This is a genomic window from Dictyobacter sp. Z7_2 (assembly GCF_057551105.1).
On record NZ_BAAJPE010000002.1, the window covers coordinates 875,533 to 896,110 of the forward strand.

A 20,578-nucleotide genomic window follows, 5' to 3' on the forward strand; every position below is an offset into this window, starting at 1 on the left:
GAGTATTCAAAAGAGGTCATTTAGATCCATGCAAAAGGCCGTAGCAGATGCTATCCGGCATAATTATACTATGCTACAATAGATCGGTAATGTAGTAAAGAAGCTGAAGGAGAACATTTCTTCATATGACACAGATCGACAACCGCACCGTGGGGCAAATACAATCAGACGCGACGACCAGGCCTCGTTTGCGTTTCGCACCAAGCCCTACTGGATTTCTTCACATTGGTGCTTTTCGGACGGCTCTATTCAACTGGCTTTATGCCCGTCATAGTGGCGGACAGTTCATTCTACGTATTGAGGATACGGATCTGGCACGCACGGTTGAAGGGGCGGTTGAAGATTTCACAAATGGTCTGCAATGGTTGGGTATGGATATCGATGAAGGACCCGATGTGGGTGGACCGTACGGTCCCTATTATCAGGTGCAGCGCAAAGCCCTTTATCAGCAATACGCCAGCCAGCTCGTTGAGTCAGGTCATGCCTATCATTGCTACTGCACGCCTGAGCGTCTTGACGAGATGCGCAAAGAGCAGATAGCCAATAAACTACCTCCACGTTACGATCGACGTTGCCGCTATCTGACTCCAGCCGAGCGGGCTGCCAAAGAGAACGCAGGTGAGTCCTGGACAGTACGCTTTGCCATGCCAGTCGATGGCGAAACTGTCGTGCAAGATAAGTTACATGGCGACATGGTTTTCAAAAACAAAGATCTGGATGATACCGTGATCCTAAAAACAAATGGTTTAGCACCGTATCATTTAGCCAATCTGGTAGACGATCATCTCATGGGCATTACCCATGTGTTGCGCGGCGAGGAGTGGATATCCAGCGCGCCTCGACACGTCCAGATTTATCAGGCCCTGGGCTGGAAGCCACCTTTGTTCTATCACCTCCCCAACGTTATGGGCAAGGACAAAAAGAAGCTCAGCAAACGGCGCAACGCCCCATCCTGGTCAGACTATAAGAAGCAGGGCTTTTTGCCAGAGGCTGTTTTCAACTTTCTCGCCTTGCTTGGCTGGGCCTACGATGATAAAACAGAGATCTTTACCAGAGAGGAACTCATCAATGCCTTCACGCTCGAAAAGATTGGAGTCTCTTCGGGCATCTATGATGCAGATAAACTTTTGTGGATGAATGGTATCTATATTCGCAAACTCTCTTTGAATGAGTTGGTCGAGCGTACGTTGCCATATATGGAAAGCCCAGAAGCCGAGGGAGGACTACCAGATAGCGTGGCACGTCCATTGGATCGCGATTATACTACCCGTGTGCTGGCACTGGAACAGGAGCGTCTCAAGACGCTGGGAGAGGCGGCCCATGTTGTCTCCTTCTTTTATGAGAAAGAGATCGATTATGGTCTGGACATTCTGATTCAGAAAAAAATGGATGCCGAGAGTACACGAGAGGCGTTAGTGCAAACGCTCAATCTGCTTAATGGCCTGGATACCTGGGAGCATGCCGTGCTGGAGGAACAACTACGCGCACTCCTGGGCACCTTGAACTTGAAGGCCGGTCAACTCTTTAGTACGATCCGTACCGCTGTCAGTGGGCGTACGGCTACTCCGCCCCTCTTCGAAATGATGGAAGTATTAGGACGCGATGTCTGTGTGCGGCGGATTGAGCAGGCAATCGCAAAGCTGGTATAAGGTCAACGCATCGAACAAAAGTGGAAAGGCATCCCTTCGACTGAGTGCCTTTCCACTTGTATCGACAAAGATGAGAATCCGAGGGCATTGATGATTAATAAGGATTATATTCTGCGCCTGGCAGAACAAATCGGTTATGAGATCTCTATCCTGGTTGGTTTACGCAAGCGCAATCGCCACGAAGATGAACTGCTTACTATCGATAATCTTCTGCTCAAATTTACTGGCATGACCTCGCGCTTTATCAACTCTCTATCAGACGAGATGTTTCTGCAAAGCCTTTCTCCGATGGGCAAAATAAATGTTGAGGTTAGTTTGTGGATCAGTGCTCTCCTCAAAGAAGAGGGAGAAGCCTATGATGCCTTGAATAATAGTCACGAAAGCTATTATCGCTATGTTAAATCGCTCTATCTATTGCTAGAATTACTCTATCAAGAACACGTTGCCTTCGATTCTCCTCTTTATGAGGATGCTAAAGATTTAATGAGCAAACTCGCAAACTACGAATTACCTCCCTATCTGCAAAGGAAAATCTTTCGTTACTATGAGCAGATAGGTATGTATGCCCAGGCAGAAAATCTCTTGTTTGATTATCTAGAAAAAGATCCTTCAACGGTCATGCTTGAACAAGGAAGAGACTTCTATCAGCGATTATTGACAAAAAATACACTTGATCTACAAAATGGAAATTTCTCTCTTGAGGAAGCACACGAGGGGCTTGAACAACTACAAGATTTTCAAGCATAACTGCGATATCTCAATATCTCCTCTAGACAAATGGGATGTTGTTGACTACACTAATTACACTTACTTAACATTATTTAACTGGTTCTTAAAAAACCAGTGCAGGAAAGTTTTTTGTAATTTATGGCAACAACTCAAACCACCCCCGTTTTTCTACCAAGAAGAGGTAATCGTGTGTCGTCAGTAAAGTCATCCAAACTTGTCTACTCAACGGTAGCCAGCTCATGGCGCTGGATGTGGCCTGATACACTTATGCGCATCATTCCCATGGGTCTCGTGCCGCTTGTTTATATTTTCATCTTCCATTTACCACTATCTTTTTTAGGGCTGACTCTCACCGACATTCCACTTCATATCATAGTTGGCTTGGCCGTCGGGATAGGTATGGCTGCTTTTGCCATCTGCTATCGTATGTACATAGTTGGAACAGGATTTCGTAAACCTACAGCAAGTGATCAGGGACTACAAACGTTTTTCTATCTTTTTATCAATGGACCTGTAGAAGAGCTGTTTTTTCGTGGTTTCTTGCTCGCAATTGTGACACAATGGACACATATACTTTTCCTGGGCTGGCTTGTGAGTACGGCTGTGTATACACTTTATCATCGCCTGGGAAAATGGAACTGGCGTAGCGTTGGTGGAGTTGGTCTGGCCGGGATAGTATTTAGTCTCGTCTATCTGTTTTTGCCGGGACCACACTCACTACTTGCGGTAATCATTGTTCACGGCTTTACCACCAGCGGTTTTCTCAGTTGGGGAGATGAGGTACTCTACAGGAGATGGAAACGGCATCAGGCACAATAATCTAAAATTTGCCAGAAATGGAAACAGTTTGCGGCGAATGTGAGCGCCATAACGTATTGAGCCATAGGAGTAAATGGACAACGTCATCCATCCTCTTTGTGCTATTTCCGTTACCAACCTCCATGTAAATCGTCTCCCATTAAGTACAAATATCTCATAAAGGCAGATATTATCTATATCGGAGGTTCTCATTGAAAATTTTAGTTACTGGTGGAGCAGGTTTTATCGGCTCCAATCTCTGTACACGTTTACTTAAAGAGGGGCATATTGTTTATTGTGCCGATAATCTGATCACCGGTTCTCTATCGAATATTCAAGCACTCATCGATAATCCTCATTTCACATTTATACAGCAAGATGTCACCGAACCTTTCGACAACGATGCAGAGGTTATTTTCCATCTCGCTAGCCCTGCCAGCCCGGTTGGGTATCTTGAACATCCGATTGAAACCATTCTGGTCAACAGCGTAGGCACCCATCGTATGCTCGAGTTAGCACGAAAAAACAATGCACGTTTTCTCATTTCTTCCACATCGGAGATCTATGGCGACCCCCTTGTGCATCCACAGCGAGAAGATTACTGGGGCAACGTCAACCCCATCGGGCCACGCGCCTGCTATGACGAAAGCAAGCGCCTGGGTGAAACCCTGGTGATGGAATACTTTCGACAATATCAGACTGATGTACGGATTGTGCGTATTTTTAATACGTATGGGCCAAACAGTGCTCTTGAAGATGGTCGCATGATCCCAAACTTCGTCACACAGGCACTGAAGAATGAGCCCATCACCATCTACGGAGATGGCACCAAAACGCGGAGCATCACCTACGTCAGCGATCTGGTCGATGGCTTGATGAAGGCGATGTTTACCCCAAATACAACCGGTGAAGTATTCAATCTGGGTAGCTCAGAAGAGCATACTATTCTTGAATATGCTCAAATGATTATTCAACTATGCAATTCATCGTCAGAGATTCGTTTTGAGAGCAGCCGTATCGATGATCCTGAACGACGTCGGGCAAATACCAATAAAGCTAAACAGATCCTTAACTGGCAACGTCAGGTAAGTATGGAAGATGGACTACGCGAAACAATCGAATGGTTCGGCAAACGTATTAATCAATACTCAACTGTTTCATAATCGCCAGGAAATCAGATACAGGCAAATTATTCATGACGAGCCGCCAGAGATCAGGTAATCAAGCGACTTATTTTATCTCTCACTATTCAACCCTTCTGCACATTGCATGTTGAGATTGTTGGTACGTCGCTTATACGTTTATACGTACCAACAGTTTTCCCCTTACCTCCAGTTGAAAGCTTCTACTAGCTTTTACAAACTCAATTTGTGATCTTTGACATGCACATTATGCCTTTTTAGATCAGTTGAGCTAAGACTTAAGCGTCACAAGAGTATCTCTGATGATTTCTCTTGTGACGCTTCATTCAGATGCCATCTATCATTAAGCTGGAGGCATTACATTATTGTACAGCACAGACAGATGACATAAAGCTCACGGGTACCTCTCCTCTTCTTACATGGTAGCGACGGCAAAAATATGAATCTGCCCACCAGTAGGCAAAGTCACACTTTGAATCGTCTTTCCAGGCTGAAGTGTGACATCAGTATAGAACACATCGGGCTTATCGGTGATCTGTGGACCTGTGGGAGTGTTACGATAAGCTGCTGTGGCCACGATCTGGTTACCAAAGGCAAGTGAACCACCACCTCCACCCAACGTCCAATCGCTTAGCCCGAGTGTGAAACCCTGGATGGTTCCATCGGTATAAGTAATTACTGCAGTACCACTATTATTACCATTGATTGATGCGCCTAAAAAGGCCAGCGTCATCGCCCCATTCACTGGGGTTACAGGAATCACCTGCCCACTAGCTGCGTAACAATCATTCGTCCCGGCCATTGGTGTAGGCCAGATAAAGGTGGCACCATTAAAGGTGACTGGGGCTCCTGGGGTAATATTCACCTGCGCCAACGCTTGTGCTGAATAGCTATTGGACCCATCAAAGTTGCCGGCTGATGTCAGACTATCATCGCTAACAGCCACATTATTATAAGCTACCTGCGTGGGTGTCGCTGTCAACGTTGACGTTGGTGTCACTGCTGGTGTTGACGTTGGTGTCGCTGTCGACGTTATGCTCCCATTTGTAGCGACGGCAAAGATATGTATCTTTCCGCCAGTCATTGTCGTAGGCAGAGTCACACTTTGTACCATTTTGTCAGGCGAAGCTAATGTGATGTCAGTATAGAATACATTGGGTTTACTGGTAAGTTGTAGACCAGTAGGGGTATTACGATAGGCTGTTGTGGCCACGATCTGATTTCCAAAGACTGGCGAACTGGTTCCTCCACCCAACGTCCAGTCACTTAGCCCAATCGTGAAGCTCTGGGTGGTGCCATCAGTATAAGTAATAATTGCTGTACCACTACTCTTGCCACCACTTGCTGAACCAAGAAAAGCTAGCCTTGTGGATCCACTGGTAGCAGCGACAGGAAGTACCTGTCCTTTGGCTGAATAGTTATCATTTTTTCCAGCCGCCGGAGTAGGCCAGGTAAAGGTGATACCATTAAACGTGATCACCGCACCTGGAGTGATATTTATCTGTGCCAGGGCTTGTGCTGAATAGCTATTAACACCATCAAAATTTCCAGTTTTTGTATTGCTATCGTCACTAACAGCCACATTATTATAAGGTACTGGAACCGGTGTTGGTATTGGTGTCGGTGTCGATGTTGGCATTGGTGTCGATGTTGGCGTTGGTGTCGATGTTGGTGTCGGTGTCGGTGTCGGTGTCGGTGTCGGTGTCGGTGTTGGCGTTGGTGTCGATGTTGGCGTTGGTGTCGGTGTCGGCGTTGTGCTACCTTTTGTAGTTACAGCAAAGATATGTATCTGCCCACCAGCAGTAGTTACAGGTAAATTAACATATTGCACAGTCTTATCAGGATAGGTAAGAGCAACTTCAGAATAAAGAATTACGGGATTACTCGTTGCTTGTTGGCCTGTAGATGTATTACGATAAGCAGTCCTGGCCACAACCTGATTTCCAAACGCGGGCGAGTTTGTTCCACCTCCAAGAGTCCAGTCGCTCATACCAAGGATAAAGGTCTGCGTTGTACCATCGGTATATACAACGACGCCCGTACCGCTAGAGTTTCCACTGGTTGATGCACCTAAAAATGCGAGCGATGTTGCTCCGGCTACCGGACTAATGGAAAGCTGTTGTCCTTGAGCCGTATAGTTGTTCTTCTGGCCAGAGGGGACATTTGGCCAGGTAAAACTTGCACCATTAAAGGTGACTGTGCCCCCTGGGATAATATTTACCTGTGCCAGGGCCTGCGCCGAATAGCTATTTGCGCCGTCAAAGTGACCAGATCCAGGTGCCATATCATCGCTGGTGGCAATGTTATTGTAAACTGCCGGCTGTGGCGCGTACGCAGTCGAAATGGCAAACACATGGAGTGTTCCCGGAGTGACAGTAGAAGGTAGAGTAACGCTCTGGATGGCCTTGGTGGAGGTTATCGTAAAATTGGAGAAAAAGACATTTGTAGCCCCAACTTGTTGGCCAGCCTCATTATTATAATAAGGAGAGCTTGCTTGTATGATATTCCCAAAAGAGAGATTGCTACTCTGATGCCAATCGCTAAACCCAAGGGTAATAGTCTGAGAGCCGCCACCTACATAATTAATAGTCGCCACGCCAGAACTGGCTCCCCCAGTGGAAGCGCCTAGAAAACCAATACGGTTCGCATTGGTAACAGACGAAACAGAAATCGTTTGCCCACCTGCCACATAATTATTGGGCTGACCGGCCACCACATTTGGCCAGGTAAAAACCATATCCCCTTGAAATGCATTGTCACCAGGATTCAAGCCGGCAACGACTAACGATTGATAGGAATAACTATTACCTTGACCATCAAAATTTCCACCGCTTGGTGATGCATCATCACTAACGCCCACATTATTATACACAGCCGCCGGGGTTCCAGTTGCCGTTGCCGTTGGAATAGTGGTTGTAGGATGCAGACTATAAATGTTCAGTGTCGTGGATGTGCCAACAAACACCTCGCCATTGGCAACCGTTGGAACAGTAAATTTAACATACGAGTCGAGGGCATCACGGGCCGCATTTTGACCAGAATTATATAGCTCATTGCTAATATTGCTGGCATCATATGCATGTAATTTGGAATCCGACGTCACCAGCCAGAGAATACCAGTACCACTGGTGCTCCCATTACTTGAAATGATAGGATTGCCGCCGGTGAAGCCAAAACTTTGGGGCGTCTGGGATACAACAGGGGTCACAAGCAGGCCATTGCCGCTCAATTGAAACTGCTTAGTGGCACTTCCACTCCCAGAAATATAGACATATTGGGCATTAGGACCATTCCAGTAGGCAGGAGTGCTATAAATACCACCAACAGTGCTTGGAGGTAGTTCCTGGAGTACCTTATCAATTGTCGTATTATTTTGTTCGGTCGTACCTTGTGTGCAATCCAGATTTGGATCAACAGTATACTGTCCCATATTATTACTGTCGAGCACATAAGGACGGCCTTCTTTTCCTCCCGATATAATCTCATTAAGGGAATTCAGAATCAATGGGCCACCTGATCCAAGATCGGTATCGCGTGAATTCAGGCAGTCTTGATTGAAAGGGGCAAAGTAGTCCTCCAGATGGAGTTGTGCATTAAGTTTGGTAAATGCATCGCCAGTCGAAGTCCCTCCCGTGTTAAGATCGAATGTGCCATTGCCAGTCAAGGTAATAATATTGCCATTGGCATCGGCGGCGATCCCACCGCCACTCCCCCATATGCCCGCACCAGAACCATTGGCTGTATTGTTATAGGTTTCAGCAGTCTGAAAGGTAGAGCCATCAAAGGTGTAGCCAAAGATCCAGCCATGATATGGACCAATATCACAAAAAGAGCCAAAGGTCACGTAGATTTGTCCATTAGCTTCTAGCAGAGCTGCACGCTGACGCTCATGAATAGGCTGAAAGCTCACCACATTATGGATAGCACCTGCTCCAGTTCCTGCGACAGACCCCTGAATCAGAAGAGGAGTACCCACATCGTTGCCAGTAGTTAAATCAACTGCATGTAAACGATAAGTGAGCGCCCCATTCTCGCTCGTAAAGACCACAACATACATAGTATTCGTGGTAGAGTCAATCACAGGAGTGCCGGAGATACCCACCTCGGGCACCATATCATTACAGTTAAGCAGATCGCTTGTTGGTACAGACGTGATTCCCGCACCAAGAAAACTGTGTTTCCATAGTGGAGCAGTTGTACTGATCGCATCCGCATCAAAAGCATAGATACTATCGTGCTCGGTCTCAACAAATACAACATTACGCGTGGCTCCATTAATGGTCAGATTAGGCACGTACAAAGGTTGAGCATAGATCTGACCATCAACAGAATAGGCGACTTGCCTACCGAATTGTGACGAATTCACGTTATTGGTATTCAAGATTGTTTCGTTGGAATTCCAGCCTGTGTGTGCATTATCATTCTTATACGTTAACACAGCAGTATTGGCAGGAGCAGCGGCATGTGTAACTGCAATAGAAGAAAATAACGGTATCAATACTGCACTAAAAGAAACAATAAATAAGAGGATCGACATAGATAGAGAGATAAGAGAAATTTTGCTTTTGCGGATATTTCTCACAAAGGTGTTTAGTTTTCCACGCGTACAACCCTGAACAGACCAGGGAGTGGGAACCTGCATTTTACTTCTCCTCAAGTTTAAAACATCAATTAATTTATAAACACGATTCTTCCTCGCGAGAGAATTTATATAATGGGGAGGAAGACATGATGATTAAAGCCCCACCTAACCTGATCAATGGGTTAATCAGGAAAAGCAGTGCAAAACATTACTATCCGGCAGTGGGTAATGCGCCTCATCGATGTAAGCAAAGAAGTCGCAGCTTCTTTTCAGGTGAAAGGCACAGTCTCAATCCTGACAAATAGTAACTTCGCGACAGGGAGAAGCACCGCAGGTGTTGAAACATCAAATCAGATAAAAGGATAACTGAAGTGTGACAAAACATCCTCTACCATCCAGGTAAAAAAGCATCCTTTGACTTATATAATAAACGAGCAATCAGAGATAAATTAACACATCGTTTGTACACAATAGGAGTAACTATCCAGGCCTATTCCTCTTGTGCCGTGTCCAAAAAAAGTTACACATCCTTTACGCAATTACTTGACACTCTCGGATACCTACACTATAATTTTTGCGCAGGTCCGGAAGTAGGTGCACATATAAAATATGTATAAGCCATACGCTGCCTACCCAAAAACAGGCCGTGAGAGGGGGGATTGAATGACAGTAGTACAAATCAGCGAACGAGAAACGTTTGAAACAGCTCTCAAACGATTTAATCGTAAAATTCAGCAGGCTGGCATCCTTGCCGAAGCACGCCGACGTGAGCATTACGAAAAACCGAGTATCAAACGCAAACGAAAAGAAGCGACACGTAAGCGTAGAATAGCTCGTAAAGGTTAAGCGCCGGATAGAGATCTCTCATGCGGAGTCAATTCGCAAGTTTCGAGCGTAAGGGATAGGCGGTGAGTGAAAAGTATCTGCTCATCGTCTATCGGAGACACAAAAAAGATCGTGATTCATTCGGGATTTTTTGCGAATCATACAAATTCGTCCATCCTCATGGTTGTCGCTATTTAAATCAGAGGAACCGTTTTATGCAAGAACAATCACCCATAGAACTGTACGTTACGCTGAGTAATGAGCAGCAAAATGCACAGGTAGAGCAAATTCTCTCTACAATCAATCTTGATAATGTCGTCTCTCATACTCTGCAAGCTGCTCATATTACACAGACAGTCATGCTGACATTGTTAATCACCGACGACGCAGGTATTCGTGACATGAACAAGCAATATCGTGAACAAGATAAAGCAACCGATGTGCTTTCATTTCCGTTATTAGAACGTCCTATCGTCGATGCCCCCGAAGATCAGCTATGGCCGCCTCCCGTAGATGAAGATGGTAACATCATCGTAGCACCAGCATCGGATTCAAATACAACCTTTATCACGCCACCAGGGATGATTACAAATCTGGGTGATATAGTGATCTCCTGGCCAACTATTCTCAGGCAAGCGCAAGCAGCAGGTCACGACTATAGGATAGAGCTATTATACCTCTTCTCACACGGCATTTTACATTTGATTGGTTACGACGATCAAACAGAAGCAGGCTATCAAGCAATGGTAGGAATTCAACAAGGAGTCTTACAGAAGTTAGGACAAGAGGCATATCGGGAATGAACCAACCATCACAGCATCCACAGGCTTCCTGGAACGAGCACTTGCAAAAAAATGAGATCACCAGGTTAATAGGAAGTTTTCATTATGCTTTTCAGGGGCTTGGATATGCGATACGTACGCAACGCAATATTCGCATTCATCTTACCATTGCAGTTATCATCATACTATCGGGCTTATTTTTCCACATCTCAGCGATCGAATTTGCCATACTGTTTATCGCAATTACAGGAGTCTTCATTGCGGAAATGTTCAATACTGTCATAGAACTTTGTGTTGATCTGGCCTCACCCACATATCATCCACTGGCCAAAATAGCCAAAGACGTTGCGGCTGGAGCAGTATTAGCCAACGCAATATTATCAATACTGATTGGTCTATGTATTCTCGGTCCACACCTGTGGATATTTATATCCTCCCTACATTAAAAAATTTTGTAGATGATCCACTCCATTATGGCAATCATCTACAAAATAGTTACGTACATCAGGCCAATTCACCGCTTAGGAGCGCTCAGCGACAAATATGCTAGCAGGTTGACCAAGCACAACAAAGACCACTTTCTTGGTGACACGCCAGCCATGTTCAAGTAGAATACGATCCCATAAACGGTCTTCGCTCGTCAGCGTGACCACAAGACCATCGGGAGCAAGCACGCGATTAAATTCCTGGCACAACTTTGTATATAACTGCTCATTCTCTTCTTTAGACCCTATCTGTTTTCCAAAGGGTAAATTAGTGATGATGCGCGTGACACTGGAAGCATCCAGAGGGAGTGCACATGCATCCCAAACCTTCAAATCAATATCGACATTGGCCGCCTTCGCGTTACGCCGCGCCAGTGCCACAGCTTCACGTTGTAGATCCCCTCCCAGCTCACGCTCAACAGGTGCTAATAACGCACGCTCAATGAGAAGTGTCCCTGTCCCACACAGGGGATCAAGCACAATATCTGCGGGAGTCGGCCGCGCTAGCCATCCCATAGCTGCGGCGGCCGAAGGCCTCAACGAGGCTGGAAGATGTTCACGTTTGTAGGTACGATGCCGCATCGTGGCATCGCTCAAGCGCAATCCTATGAGCACATCACCGCCCCCAAGCCAGAGCCAGACTTCAAGATCTGCATCATCTTCAACCAGGCGCATCCCTTTAGGCATCGTTCGCCGCAAGGCATCGGTTACAGCCTTACCTGCATCCATACGACGAAAATCGTAGGTACCAGACATCTGGCTCACCACCCGCCACGTGCGTGGACGGGAGCCATGATGAACACGCCGCCAGTTTGTCAGAGCACCTTCAAGATCTGCATTCAATGACGCGCTGTGTAGCACACGTAATGCCTCCGGTCCATGACGTAGACCTTTGATATGAGACAAGAGCACAAAGACATCCTCAGTTGTATGTAGCTCAAGCAGGTTATCAGGCATGGTAGCAGTGCGAAAAAGGGCAATGCCACGCATAAACTTGACCAATTCAGCATCCTGTATTGTCGCCCGGATCTCGCTAAACGCTAGCGTCTCTAATCCTGGCATTGCCATCGCATAAAAAAGATATGACATCTATCTCAATTTCTTTATCTTATTATTTCTTCTGTTATCTATCAGCGTGACATGATACCATAGAAGATCTGATCTCGCAATCCTTGCCTGTTCAGGAGATTAAGCCGCTTTTCGTTCTTCTATTTTTGATTATCCTGCGTCCACAAGATTCATACGAATCCTAGGCGAGCATTTCCACGACACGAGCAATATCTTGCGAGAATTTCGCCAGGCGCTTTTTCTTTAAATTTTCACGCAAAATCCAGGTGATATCCGTATCGCTTAACAAAGCGCATTCACGCATAAAGGCAAACCCCTGCTCAGGCAGTGCAGCCACCACTACGCTCAGCGTATAACCAAGAGCGCGCCGTAAAATAAGAAAGTCTCCCGATTTTCGCTCAGAAGGTGGGAGATGTGATACATGCTCTAATACTATACGTTGTAGTTGCAGGGCGGCGGCGGCCGTTTCAGCATTATAGAGAAAACGTGGCTCCGCCACGGCGGCGACAGAAGCACGCTGCTGCAAAAAATCGCCCTCCAGAGCCAGCGTCGAAAGATAGGCCAGCGTCATCTGTGGATCCGCAGTCAGAAGATGCTGAAAAGCGGTCGCAACCGCCTCACGGACACGCCAGGAAGGATTACAGGCATAATGATTAAGCATCTCAAGGATATTCTCACGCCATTCTTTACGCACAGCGGCACAGGCCCCCGCTGACACCACACCACACAGCATCACAAACTCGGCCGGGGTATTCACAACAACCGATTTTCGATCGCCGTTTGAAAAATTTTGGACAATGGCAAGAACCTTATCTGGATATTTCTCACTGGCAGATGCCAGTAAATAGGCCACATCATTGGCCAATTCCAGATTAGCTCGTGGCCCTGGAAGACGGCTATGTTCCAATAAATAAAATTCAAGGGGCCGATTCTGTCCTGCGATAGCCCTCTCAACCAGAGAAGATAATGTGTCGTGCATGTCACTTATCCTTACTGCATTAAAATAACTAAAACGACTCTGGTTCTTTTTCCACTACCTGTGCCTGCCACTTTTTGATCCTCTCTGTACGCTAGAGAAGACCAAAAAGGAGAAAAAACGTATTATTCTAATCCCCATTATTTTACCATACCCAACGTCCTCACATACGACACTATCTTTTACTATTATTGCACTGACCTGAAATAATCATGCCAGTCTAACATTGACGTTAACGTTAACGTTGTGACATAATAATATTATCCTTATGGATAGTTTCGCTCCTTCAATTATGCGGATTACTTTGTTAACACTATCAAGGTACAAAGAGAGCAGAATTATGACCATCCCGGCAAAGATTGATGACACACAAACGCCAGCAGATCAAGCGTACTATACGATTGAACAGGTAGCAAGTCGGACTCAATTGACCAGACGAACACTACGCTACTATGAAGAAATGGGACTCTTGTATCTGGCTGAACGTACCGAAGGCAATTATCGACGTTATACGGAAGAGGATATTCAACGCATTGAACATATCAAAGCGCTGCGTAATCTGTTGGGATTTTCGCTCAATGATATCCGCGATTTCCTGCTGGTAGAGGAGGAACGCAAGCAAGTGCGAGCAGAATATCGTGCAGATAACGATGCGCATTCCAAAATTGCTACGCTCGATCACGCAGATGAGTTGATCCAGGGTCAAATTCAGCTGATTGAACAAAAAATTGCGAGTCTGGAACAGATGCGCGAGGATTTGTTGAGCAGGCAAAAAAGGCATGCCTTGATGCGCCAGGAACTCCATGAGCAAATAAAGGTGCAGTAATTTATAGAAAAATACAACGTACATCGACTTTATAGAGAGACACAACGTACATCAACTTCGTAGCAACGAGCTTCATTCAGATGGGACCCACACATGGTAACGACCAACCTCGATCATACACAGGACCTTGCAAGCAAACCACAGCAACAGCCGAAAAAGAGATTCCCTCGTGCTTTAATAGCGCTCAATTCTCGCAATTTTCGTCTCTTCTGGTTCGGCCAACTCCTTTCATTGATTGGCACATGGATGCAGACAACAGGACAAGACTGGCTTGTCTTACAGTTAACTCATAGTGCCTGGCTATTAGGTGTTGTTGGAGCACTTCAATTCCTGCCAGTTCTCCTTCTTTCGCTTTTTAGTGGCGTGATAGCCGACCGTTTTCCCAAAAGACGGCTACTCGTCTTTACACAGATTACCTCTATGACATTAGCAACTGTGCTCTGTATCCTTGTATTTACAGGTACCGTTCAGATCTGGCACATTTTTATCCTTGCCAGCTTACTTGGAATTACAAATTCATTGGACATGCCGGTTCGTCAATCCTTTGTAGTTGAAATGGTCGGCAAAGAAACGTTACCAAATGCCATCGCACTCAATTCGTCATCATTTAATCTGGCTCGTATTATAGGGCCTAGTATTGCAGGTATCCTGATCAGTTGGTTTGGTGAAGCTCCACTCTTTCTCATCAACGCCATAAGTTTCATCCCGGTTATTTATAGCCTGTCGCTCATGCGTAGCTCAGAACTCTATAATCAACCTTCAAAACAGAAGCAGCAGCAAAATCAAGGAACATTTAAAAGCCTGGGGGAGGGACTCTCTTACATTGCTCGTGTCCCGATCGTTTTCATGATTATTGCGTTGGTTGGAGTCGTTTCTCTCTTCGGCATCAACTTTAATGTGGTACTACCACTTTTTGCCGCTACCGTCTTGAATGCCGGGTCACAGGGATATGGCTTTATCTCATCGGCCTTTGGCTTTGGCGCCTTAGTATCAGCTATCTGGCTAGCATGGAGCAATAAACCAGCCAGTGTTAAGCAAATGTTGATCAGCGCTCTCATCTTTGGCATTATAGAGGGACTCTTTGCGCTCTCTCACCTCTATATTCTTTCACTTCTATTAATCGCGGTGGTCGGATTTAGTCTCATCGCCTTTACCGCCAGAGCAAATTCGATGTTACAGACGGTGACACCCAACCATCTACGTGGTAGAATCATGAGCGTTTATACAATTGTCTTTGCAGGCACCACACCAATCGGAAATCTATTCATTGGCGCTCTGGCGAGCGTGTTTGGTGCTGCCATCGCTCTGCTCGCTGGAGCAGTTCCATGTATGATCGCTGCGATTGTTGCATGGTGCATGCGCAAGCCAGTCGAAAAGAGCATTCAAGAAACAAGCTAGAAATATTATGAGGAACTGGCTCATTCATCCGCTCACGATCGCCAATCAGCAGCAGCATATTGAGCGGAGTGAAGATCTGTTACGCACTGTTCAAGCCGGTGACCCTGCAACGCTTTATTGGTCTATGGCTCAGCCCTCTGGTCTGGTACTTGGATTTTCACAAAAGGACACGATCATCAATCCAGTCGCACTTGCGGCTGGATCGTTTCCTATTTACCATCGGCGTGCTGGTGGCACTGCGGTGCTGGTTGGTCCTACGCTTCTCTGTCTGGATGTTATATTACCCGCAGATCATCCTTCACACCTGGCGGATCTCGTAGAGTCCTATCGCTGGTTTGGAGAGGCATGGGTACAAACCTTTTTACGGCTGGGCATTCAAACACGGGTAGTGACGCCAGAGGAGGCTCACGCTCAGCGCGATCTCCGTAAGCAACCAGACACCAGGGAGTATGAGTTATTGATGAATCGTGCATGCTATGGTACTCTTTCTCCTTACGAAGTCGTCTCTGGACAACGAAAGGTAGTCGGACTCGATATGATTCGGCGCAGAGCAGGCACGTTGCTTCAAGCAGGTGTTGTACTCCATTGGGAAACGGAGACGCTGGCCTATTTGCTCGGACATACCAGAGAAGAACAAGAACTTCTACAAAAAGGACTTATGGAACGTGCCGTGGGATTAGATCTCCTACTTGGAAGTGTTATAGATAACAATGAGGTGATGGCTACATTCGAACAGGTTGTTATCTCTGATGAACAGCAGCGTTTAACATCAAGTACATCTGTACCATCTATTTAAATTCAACTATCAACGGAAGGTTTTTTTTATACTATGGGAGATAGAACTGCTGAGGGTGCGGTCGAGATGCTGACCACACCTGACTACGAAGCAATGGTAATTGGAGCACATCCTGATGACAATGATTTTTCCTCTGCTGCCACATCCGCGCTATGGGCGAGCCAGGGCAAGAAAATTGTCTGGGTTGTGATGACTGATGGCACTGAAGGAAGTGAAATCCCCAGCCAGAGCGATGAAGAATTAATGCTGCTACGTGAGCACGAGCAGCGTCTGGCTGCCGAAGTATATGGCGTCCACACGGTTGAATTTCTACGCAATCGAGATGGACATCTGACAAACACTGAAGAGACGCGTCGTGGTGTTGTCCGCTTAATTCGTAAGTATCGTCCTCGTGTCATTTTCACCCATGACCCGACCGCACACATTATGGCGCCAGATCCAGATGAGAATCCCGACGCAACGGGCTATCTCAATCATCCTGATCATCGCGCCGTTGGCAACATCGTGCTCGATTCCATCTTCCCTTTTGCTGGCAACCCACGCTCCTTCCGCGAACTCCTTGCCGAAGGATTACAGCCATTTCGTGTGCATGAAGTCTATCTTTTCCATCCCCAGCAAGCCAACACGTATGTGGATGTAACCACAACTATTGAGCTCAAAGGGCAAGGGTTAATGAAACATGCATCCCAATTTAATCCTGAAGATAAAGATATGCTGGCTAAACACATGCGCGAACGCGCCGCAATGGTTGCCAAAGAGGCCAAAGAGAAAAAAGGTCTGGATATGCAATATGCCGAGTCGTTCCGTCGTGTCAAAATCCATGTTCCCCCGGCTCCCAAGACACCTGTCCCCGGTAGCGAAGAATAGTAGCTTCAAGTCTTACATAGACGAAAAAGAGACTTGCAGGAAACCATTACACTGTAGTGTTAATGGTTTCCTGCAAGTCTCTTTTTACGCAATTTCGTGATCAAGTATTTATTTGGTCTTGGGTGTCACCACAACGGCAAAACCTTCCCAGAGTGACAAAAATGCGGAACGAGTCATCAGAGTCTGGTTCAATAGCGATGAGTCAGCCAGATAAACTTGACTCCCAGTCCCACCTCTGACTATGAGAATATGGCCTCCGGCAACACGGTCAGGTGGAAAGCTAATAATAACCGGGCGTCCCTGGTTAGCGATCTGTATCACCTGATCTAAGGTAGCATTACTTAAATGCGTCGCCTGAAAGCCGAATTTAGCCACCGTCACATCAATGCCGTTTGAAGATAATAGGCCAAGCTGCGGAGTGATCTGATTTAGTCCAGCTTCAACTTTGAGGACATCTGTGACACGATAGTTATGTCCATAGGCGTTCATCACTTCGGTCATTGTAGCAGTCGAGCAAGCAGCTTCTGCCCACGTATTATACTCTTCCGTCGAGCTATATTGATCGGTGGCCATTTGACTGATGCGGACCAGAGCTTTTGATGCCCCTGAGGTTCCTGTAAAAACAGCCTGAGTAGAAGTAGATTGCGTCGTGGCTTTTGCCTGGGGAGTTACAACAGGGGTAGCCACCCCTGGACTCATCAACCAGAGCGCCTGATTTGAGTGAGAGAGCAATATCGATTGCACTGAGAATAGACCAATACCGAAGAGTGCCACCAGGATCAAGCACACCCCCAACCAGGGCGTTGGTTCTCCATCGCGCGGATTGATTAATTGCTTGACATTGATCAAAGCGAAAATACGCGACACATTTCCCGCTTCAGCAGCAGGCTCATTGCGCGCATATGACCGCTGTTGCACATATGATTTTTGCGGATACATTCTCTGAGTTCTGGATGGCTTGTAGGTTGGATAGTCCAAATCCATCGTGACCGAACGCTGTAAGCGAACGCTCTTGCCAGGCTGATAATTCTGATTATCACTGCGATACATCCTGGTACCATTGCGCGTGCGAAAAGATGTATCTGGCTGCTTTGGCTCTTGAGATTTGGGGGAAAGGAATAATCCTGCCAGGACCAGCGTAAGAGCAATTGCCAAAAGAGTAAGCAGGACAACTGTCATTAAAAACTCCTATGTATTCTCGTTTAATCCATCCATGACGAGTGGCGATCCACAGTCGGCAATGAAGCGTACATTTGTTCTAACAACTCATGCACTCACTGTACCATGATCTACTCCACATTTCAACATGCACCGCTTTTTGGGGGATAATCAGCCATCATCGACCGGCAGAAGTCCCTTTATGGCTACTTATGACAAAGGAAGCATACATAGTATAGCATACAAATATCAACGTTACGCATTAAGATTTCTCCAAAAACGACGATGGAGAGACGGCTTTCAAGCTGAATAACATCGCAGATATCAGGCTTACACCCAGCATTTTTCCTTTTAGAAATGCGACCAAAGAGGTCCCTGAGAGAAACTTAACAGAGAGAGCAAGTTATGGTATGATCCAGTTGCTTTGATTTCTTTCTTATTTCTTTCTTTAGGAATGGAAAAACAGCCGGGGAGATCAGTAATGCAGGATACATCCCCGCTATATACTGATTTTATTTAAGAGGAGAATGTGTCAAGATGTATGTTTATTATGTTTTGCGTGGGACCAAAAACGATCAGGTGATCGAGCTTGATGGGGACGTTACAGCAGAGGAGTTCCCTGGCGTAGATCTCACTGAAGGTCCAGATGTAATTAAGGCGGTTATCCAGCGGCTACAAGATGAGGGTAACGCCGAGCCATGGACGGAATGCGATCTGACCAATGAATATTATGATCGCGACGATACATATGCGTTTTTTAACAAACAGTGGATACGCCGCTCGGATGTTCCATTATCAGATAATCGGTAGCCGCCCCTTGCAGGCAAGGTAGAGATACATCAAGCTGAATAGATTGCAAGAAAGGCAATGAGATATATGCCCACACTCGCAGGATGGTTAACAGGCGAACAAGTCCCTCGGGAGATCATCGAACAGACGCTCACAACGATGGGAAATATCCTGGCTCAGCACGGTGGAGAAGCGGCTCACAATATACAAGCAGGAGCCGGGCTCATTGCTTTCTCCGATCCGGCGTACGCTACTCCCGACTATAAAGAGCCTCCCGTACTGGATTGGGTTCCTGATCGCCGTACACTCGTCTATCGCCGTCCATTAACGGGTATGCATCCACTTTTTTACGTCGAAAATTGGCCTGCACAGGGAAATTTACTCTTTGCCAGCGAGATAAAGGCATTATTCGCTGTTGGTGTCCCCAGACGTTTACACCTGGCTGCCCTGAACGCTCTCTCACGCTATGGCTTCATTCCGGCTCCCTGGACAGCATTTGCCAACGTCAATGTTGTGCCAGCGGGCTCGATTCTGCGCTGGCAACATGCAAAGCTGATCGTCAATACCGCAAGCGATTTTTCGCTAGAGAGCACACAGACATCCACATTTCCACTTGAACAGATAGATACACTTCTTCAGCAAGCATGGACATCGCTACAGCCCAACCACGATCAGTTTGTTGCTCTGAGCAGTGGAAGTCAAGCCTCGACGCTTGCCACGATCCTTGCCAGCAAGCATGCACAGAAACCATTTAGCATAGCCACATTGGGAATGTCCAAAACGCTCAGCGCCAAAAGTTGGCGAGACGCTCAGCGCGTGGCAGATATCTACGATCTTCCCTGGCTGGCTGTGACTGGGCTGGACAATCCCAATTTCTGGGAATCGACTCTCCTGGGGCTGGAAGCACCCTGCATCGATACGCGCCCACTGGCTATCCATCAGCTCCTTCACACGGTCTCAGCCGAGACTGGTGCCCGTGTGGCCGCAAGTGGAGTGGCCGCCGAGACATTGCTTAACCTGAGCATCAAACCATCTACGCGTCTCACCAAACAAAGCCAATCAACGGATATGCTCACCAACTATCGCCAGCACATAGCTCCACCACCAACCACGCAGACAACATCCCTCTGGTCACCAGACGCTCTCACGCTCTTGCATAAAGAGGAATCCTGGGAAGATACAGTATATGCACGTAAATTGGAACACAAAGCCTCCCACTTGAAGACCAGGAGCCAGGGATATCAGTATCTGGATCTGCATCTACGCCTGGCAGACAGGCTCATCCAGCCATTTCAGCAACTTGCAGCACAAGAACAAATGGTCATACGCTCACCATTTTTACATACAAGCGTCGTAGAAACATTCATCCAGATAGCCATAACTCTGACCGACGACGAACAACGCTCACACATTCTTCCCTCATTGATCTCCAGCCATCAGCTCCCCGCGCCTGAAAAGCCTGATGGACTTCCTTTTGCGATTCCATCAGCATCGCTGCTTCATCTTACAGATCCGGAACTGTTATCCCAAACCCTGGCATCAGAGGCGATTCAAAAAAGGGGTATTTTCGACGATCAAGCCATACAAACTTTACGCCAAAACGCCACCCAATCTAAGAAGGCTCCCGCAGAACTCATCTTTGTCTTTACCACGCAATTACTGGCCACCTTATTTGATATCGAAGGCTGGTCATAAACTCTTCAGGCCA

18 protein-coding genes are annotated in these 20,578 nt (G+C 46.6%); 14 read left to right on the forward strand and 4 right to left on the reverse strand.

What is annotated here, in order from left to right; genetic code table 11:
• The first annotated feature begins 125 nt into the window (after positions 1–125).
• From gltX to AC27N8_RS17230, 4 genes are all read left to right on the forward strand, one after another.
• On the forward strand, positions 126–1,649 hold the full coding sequence (gene gltX, locus AC27N8_RS17215; protein WP_487068624.1) for a glutamate--tRNA ligase: 1,524 nt from the start codon (positions 126–128) through the stop codon (positions 1,647–1,649).
• Between the two features lie 90 nt (positions 1,650–1,739).
• Positions 1,740–2,396 (forward strand): DUF6483 family protein, encoded by a 657-nt coding sequence (locus AC27N8_RS17220; RefSeq protein WP_487068625.1) that lies wholly within the window; start codon positions 1,740–1,742, stop codon positions 2,394–2,396.
• A 171-nt stretch (positions 2,397–2,567) separates the two neighbouring features.
• Positions 2,568–3,197, forward strand: coding sequence for a CPBP family intramembrane glutamic endopeptidase (locus AC27N8_RS17225; protein ID WP_487068626.1), 630 nt, complete (start codon positions 2,568–2,570; stop codon positions 3,195–3,197).
• A gap of 191 nt (positions 3,198–3,388) precedes the next feature.
• Positions 3,389–4,339 (forward strand): UDP-glucuronic acid decarboxylase family protein, encoded by a 951-nt coding sequence (locus AC27N8_RS17230; RefSeq protein ID WP_487068627.1) that lies wholly within the window; start codon positions 3,389–3,391, stop codon positions 4,337–4,339.
• Positions 4,340–4,733: 394 nt separating this feature from the next.
• Here the strand turns inward: AC27N8_RS17230 and AC27N8_RS17235 are convergent, their stop codons facing one another.
• Positions 4,734–8,960 (reverse strand): beta strand repeat-containing protein, encoded by a 4,227-nt coding sequence (locus AC27N8_RS17235; RefSeq protein ID WP_487068628.1) that lies wholly within the window; start codon positions 8,958–8,960, stop codon positions 4,734–4,736.
• A 138-nt stretch (positions 8,961–9,098) separates the two neighbouring features.
• Between AC27N8_RS17235 and AC27N8_RS17240 the strand changes: the two genes are divergently transcribed.
• The 4 genes from AC27N8_RS17240 (at position 9,099) to AC27N8_RS17255 (ending at position 10,953) form a co-directional block, all read left to right on the forward strand.
• Positions 9,099–9,266, forward strand: a complete 168-nt coding sequence (locus tag AC27N8_RS17240; protein WP_487068629.1) for a hypothetical protein — start codon at positions 9,099–9,101, stop codon at positions 9,264–9,266.
• Positions 9,267–9,563: 297 nt separating this feature from the next.
• Complete coding sequence (gene rpsU / locus AC27N8_RS17245) at positions 9,564–9,746, forward strand: 30S ribosomal protein S21 (protein WP_487068630.1); 183 nt, start codon at positions 9,564–9,566, stop codon at positions 9,744–9,746.
• A 194-nt stretch (positions 9,747–9,940) separates the two neighbouring features.
• Positions 9,941–10,528 carry an rRNA maturation RNase YbeY gene (gene ybeY, locus AC27N8_RS17250; RefSeq protein ID WP_487068631.1) on the forward strand — a complete coding sequence of 196 codons (588 nt, stop codon included), beginning with the start codon at positions 9,941–9,943 and terminating at the stop codon, positions 10,526–10,528.
• Positions 10,525–10,953, forward strand: a complete 429-nt coding sequence (locus AC27N8_RS17255) for a diacylglycerol kinase family protein (RefSeq protein WP_487068632.1) — start codon at positions 10,525–10,527, stop codon at positions 10,951–10,953. The genes ybeY and AC27N8_RS17255 overlap by 4 nt, the downstream gene beginning before the upstream one ends.
• Before the next feature lie 75 nt (positions 10,954–11,028).
• Here the strand turns inward: AC27N8_RS17255 and AC27N8_RS17260 are convergent, their stop codons facing one another.
• Positions 11,029–12,081 (reverse strand): THUMP domain-containing class I SAM-dependent methyltransferase, encoded by a 1,053-nt coding sequence (locus tag AC27N8_RS17260; RefSeq protein ID WP_487068633.1) that lies wholly within the window; start codon positions 12,079–12,081, stop codon positions 11,029–11,031.
• 160 nt (positions 12,082–12,241) lie between these two features.
• Positions 12,242–13,039, reverse strand: a complete 798-nt coding sequence (locus AC27N8_RS17265) for a hypothetical protein (RefSeq protein ID WP_487068634.1) — start codon at positions 13,037–13,039, stop codon at positions 12,242–12,244.
• A 337-nt stretch (positions 13,040–13,376) separates the two neighbouring features.
• Between AC27N8_RS17265 and AC27N8_RS17270 the strand changes: the two genes are divergently transcribed.
• The 4 genes from AC27N8_RS17270 (at position 13,377) to AC27N8_RS17285 (ending at position 16,923) form a co-directional block, all read left to right on the forward strand.
• The gene (locus tag AC27N8_RS17270) at positions 13,377–13,862 is read left to right on the forward strand and encodes a MerR family transcriptional regulator (protein WP_487068635.1); all 486 of its coding nucleotides are present in this window, start codon (positions 13,377–13,379) and stop codon (positions 13,860–13,862) included.
• Positions 13,863–13,955: 93 nt separating this feature from the next.
• The gene (locus tag AC27N8_RS17275; protein ID WP_487068636.1) at positions 13,956–15,260 is read left to right on the forward strand and encodes an MFS transporter; all 1,305 of its coding nucleotides are present in this window, start codon (positions 13,956–13,958) and stop codon (positions 15,258–15,260) included.
• A gap of 7 nt (positions 15,261–15,267) precedes the next feature.
• Positions 15,268–16,056, forward strand: coding sequence for a lipoyl protein ligase domain-containing protein (locus AC27N8_RS17280; protein WP_487068637.1), 789 nt, complete (start codon positions 15,268–15,270; stop codon positions 16,054–16,056).
• A gap of 33 nt (positions 16,057–16,089) precedes the next feature.
• Positions 16,090–16,923 carry a PIG-L deacetylase family protein gene (locus tag AC27N8_RS17285; RefSeq protein ID WP_487068638.1) on the forward strand — a complete coding sequence of 278 codons (834 nt, stop codon included), beginning with the start codon at positions 16,090–16,092 and terminating at the stop codon, positions 16,921–16,923.
• Between the two features lie 108 nt (positions 16,924–17,031).
• On the opposite strand, the gene AC27N8_RS17290 is transcribed toward AC27N8_RS17285, so the two are convergent.
• A complete protein-coding gene (locus AC27N8_RS17290; RefSeq protein WP_487068639.1) occupies positions 17,032–18,102 on the reverse strand; it encodes a C39 family peptidase in 1,071 nt (356 codons plus the stop codon).
• 516 nt (positions 18,103–18,618) lie between these two features.
• Here AC27N8_RS17290 and AC27N8_RS17295 point away from each other — a divergent pair.
• On the forward strand, positions 18,619–18,891 hold the full coding sequence (locus AC27N8_RS17295) for a hypothetical protein (RefSeq protein WP_487068640.1): 273 nt from the start codon (positions 18,619–18,621) through the stop codon (positions 18,889–18,891).
• Positions 18,892–18,957: 66 nt separating this feature from the next.
• Positions 18,958–20,565, forward strand: a complete 1,608-nt coding sequence (locus tag AC27N8_RS17300) for an asparagine synthase-related protein (protein WP_487068641.1) — start codon at positions 18,958–18,960, stop codon at positions 20,563–20,565.
• The last annotated feature ends 13 nt before the right edge of the window (positions 20,566–20,578 follow it).

Bases quoted from the DNA above. Each gene is read 5' to 3' on its own strand.
- gltX (WP_487068624.1), top strand. From the start codon at position 126: ATGACACAGATCGACAACCGCACCGTGGGGCAAATACAATCAGACGCG.
- AC27N8_RS17220 (WP_487068625.1), top strand. From the start codon at position 1,740: ATGATTAATAAGGATTATATTCTGCGCCTGGCAGAACAAATCGGTTAT.
- AC27N8_RS17235 (WP_487068628.1), bottom strand. From the start codon at position 8,960: ATGCAGGTTCCCACTCCCTGGTCTGTTCAGGGTTGTACGCGTGGAAAA.
- rpsU (WP_487068630.1), top strand. From the start codon at position 9,564: ATGACAGTAGTACAAATCAGCGAACGAGAAACGTTTGAAACAGCTCTC.
- ybeY (WP_487068631.1), top strand. From the start codon at position 9,941: ATGCAAGAACAATCACCCATAGAACTGTACGTTACGCTGAGTAATGAG.
- AC27N8_RS17255 (WP_487068632.1), top strand. From the start codon at position 10,525: ATGAACCAACCATCACAGCATCCACAGGCTTCCTGGAACGAGCACTTG.
- AC27N8_RS17260 (WP_487068633.1), bottom strand. From the start codon at position 12,081: ATGTCATATCTTTTTTATGCGATGGCAATGCCAGGATTAGAGACGCTA.
- AC27N8_RS17265 (WP_487068634.1), bottom strand. From the start codon at position 13,039: ATGCACGACACATTATCTTCTCTGGTTGAGAGGGCTATCGCAGGACAG.
- AC27N8_RS17270 (WP_487068635.1), top strand. From the start codon at position 13,377: ATGACCATCCCGGCAAAGATTGATGACACACAAACGCCAGCAGATCAA.
- AC27N8_RS17275 (WP_487068636.1), top strand. From the start codon at position 13,956: ATGGTAACGACCAACCTCGATCATACACAGGACCTTGCAAGCAAACCA.
- AC27N8_RS17280 (WP_487068637.1), top strand. From the start codon at position 15,268: ATGAGGAACTGGCTCATTCATCCGCTCACGATCGCCAATCAGCAGCAG.
- AC27N8_RS17285 (WP_487068638.1), top strand. From the start codon at position 16,090: ATGGGAGATAGAACTGCTGAGGGTGCGGTCGAGATGCTGACCACACCT.
- AC27N8_RS17290 (WP_487068639.1), bottom strand. From the start codon at position 18,102: ATGACAGTTGTCCTGCTTACTCTTTTGGCAATTGCTCTTACGCTGGTC.
- AC27N8_RS17295 (WP_487068640.1), top strand. From the start codon at position 18,619: ATGTATGTTTATTATGTTTTGCGTGGGACCAAAAACGATCAGGTGATC.
- AC27N8_RS17300 (WP_487068641.1), top strand. From the start codon at position 18,958: ATGCCCACACTCGCAGGATGGTTAACAGGCGAACAAGTCCCTCGGGAG.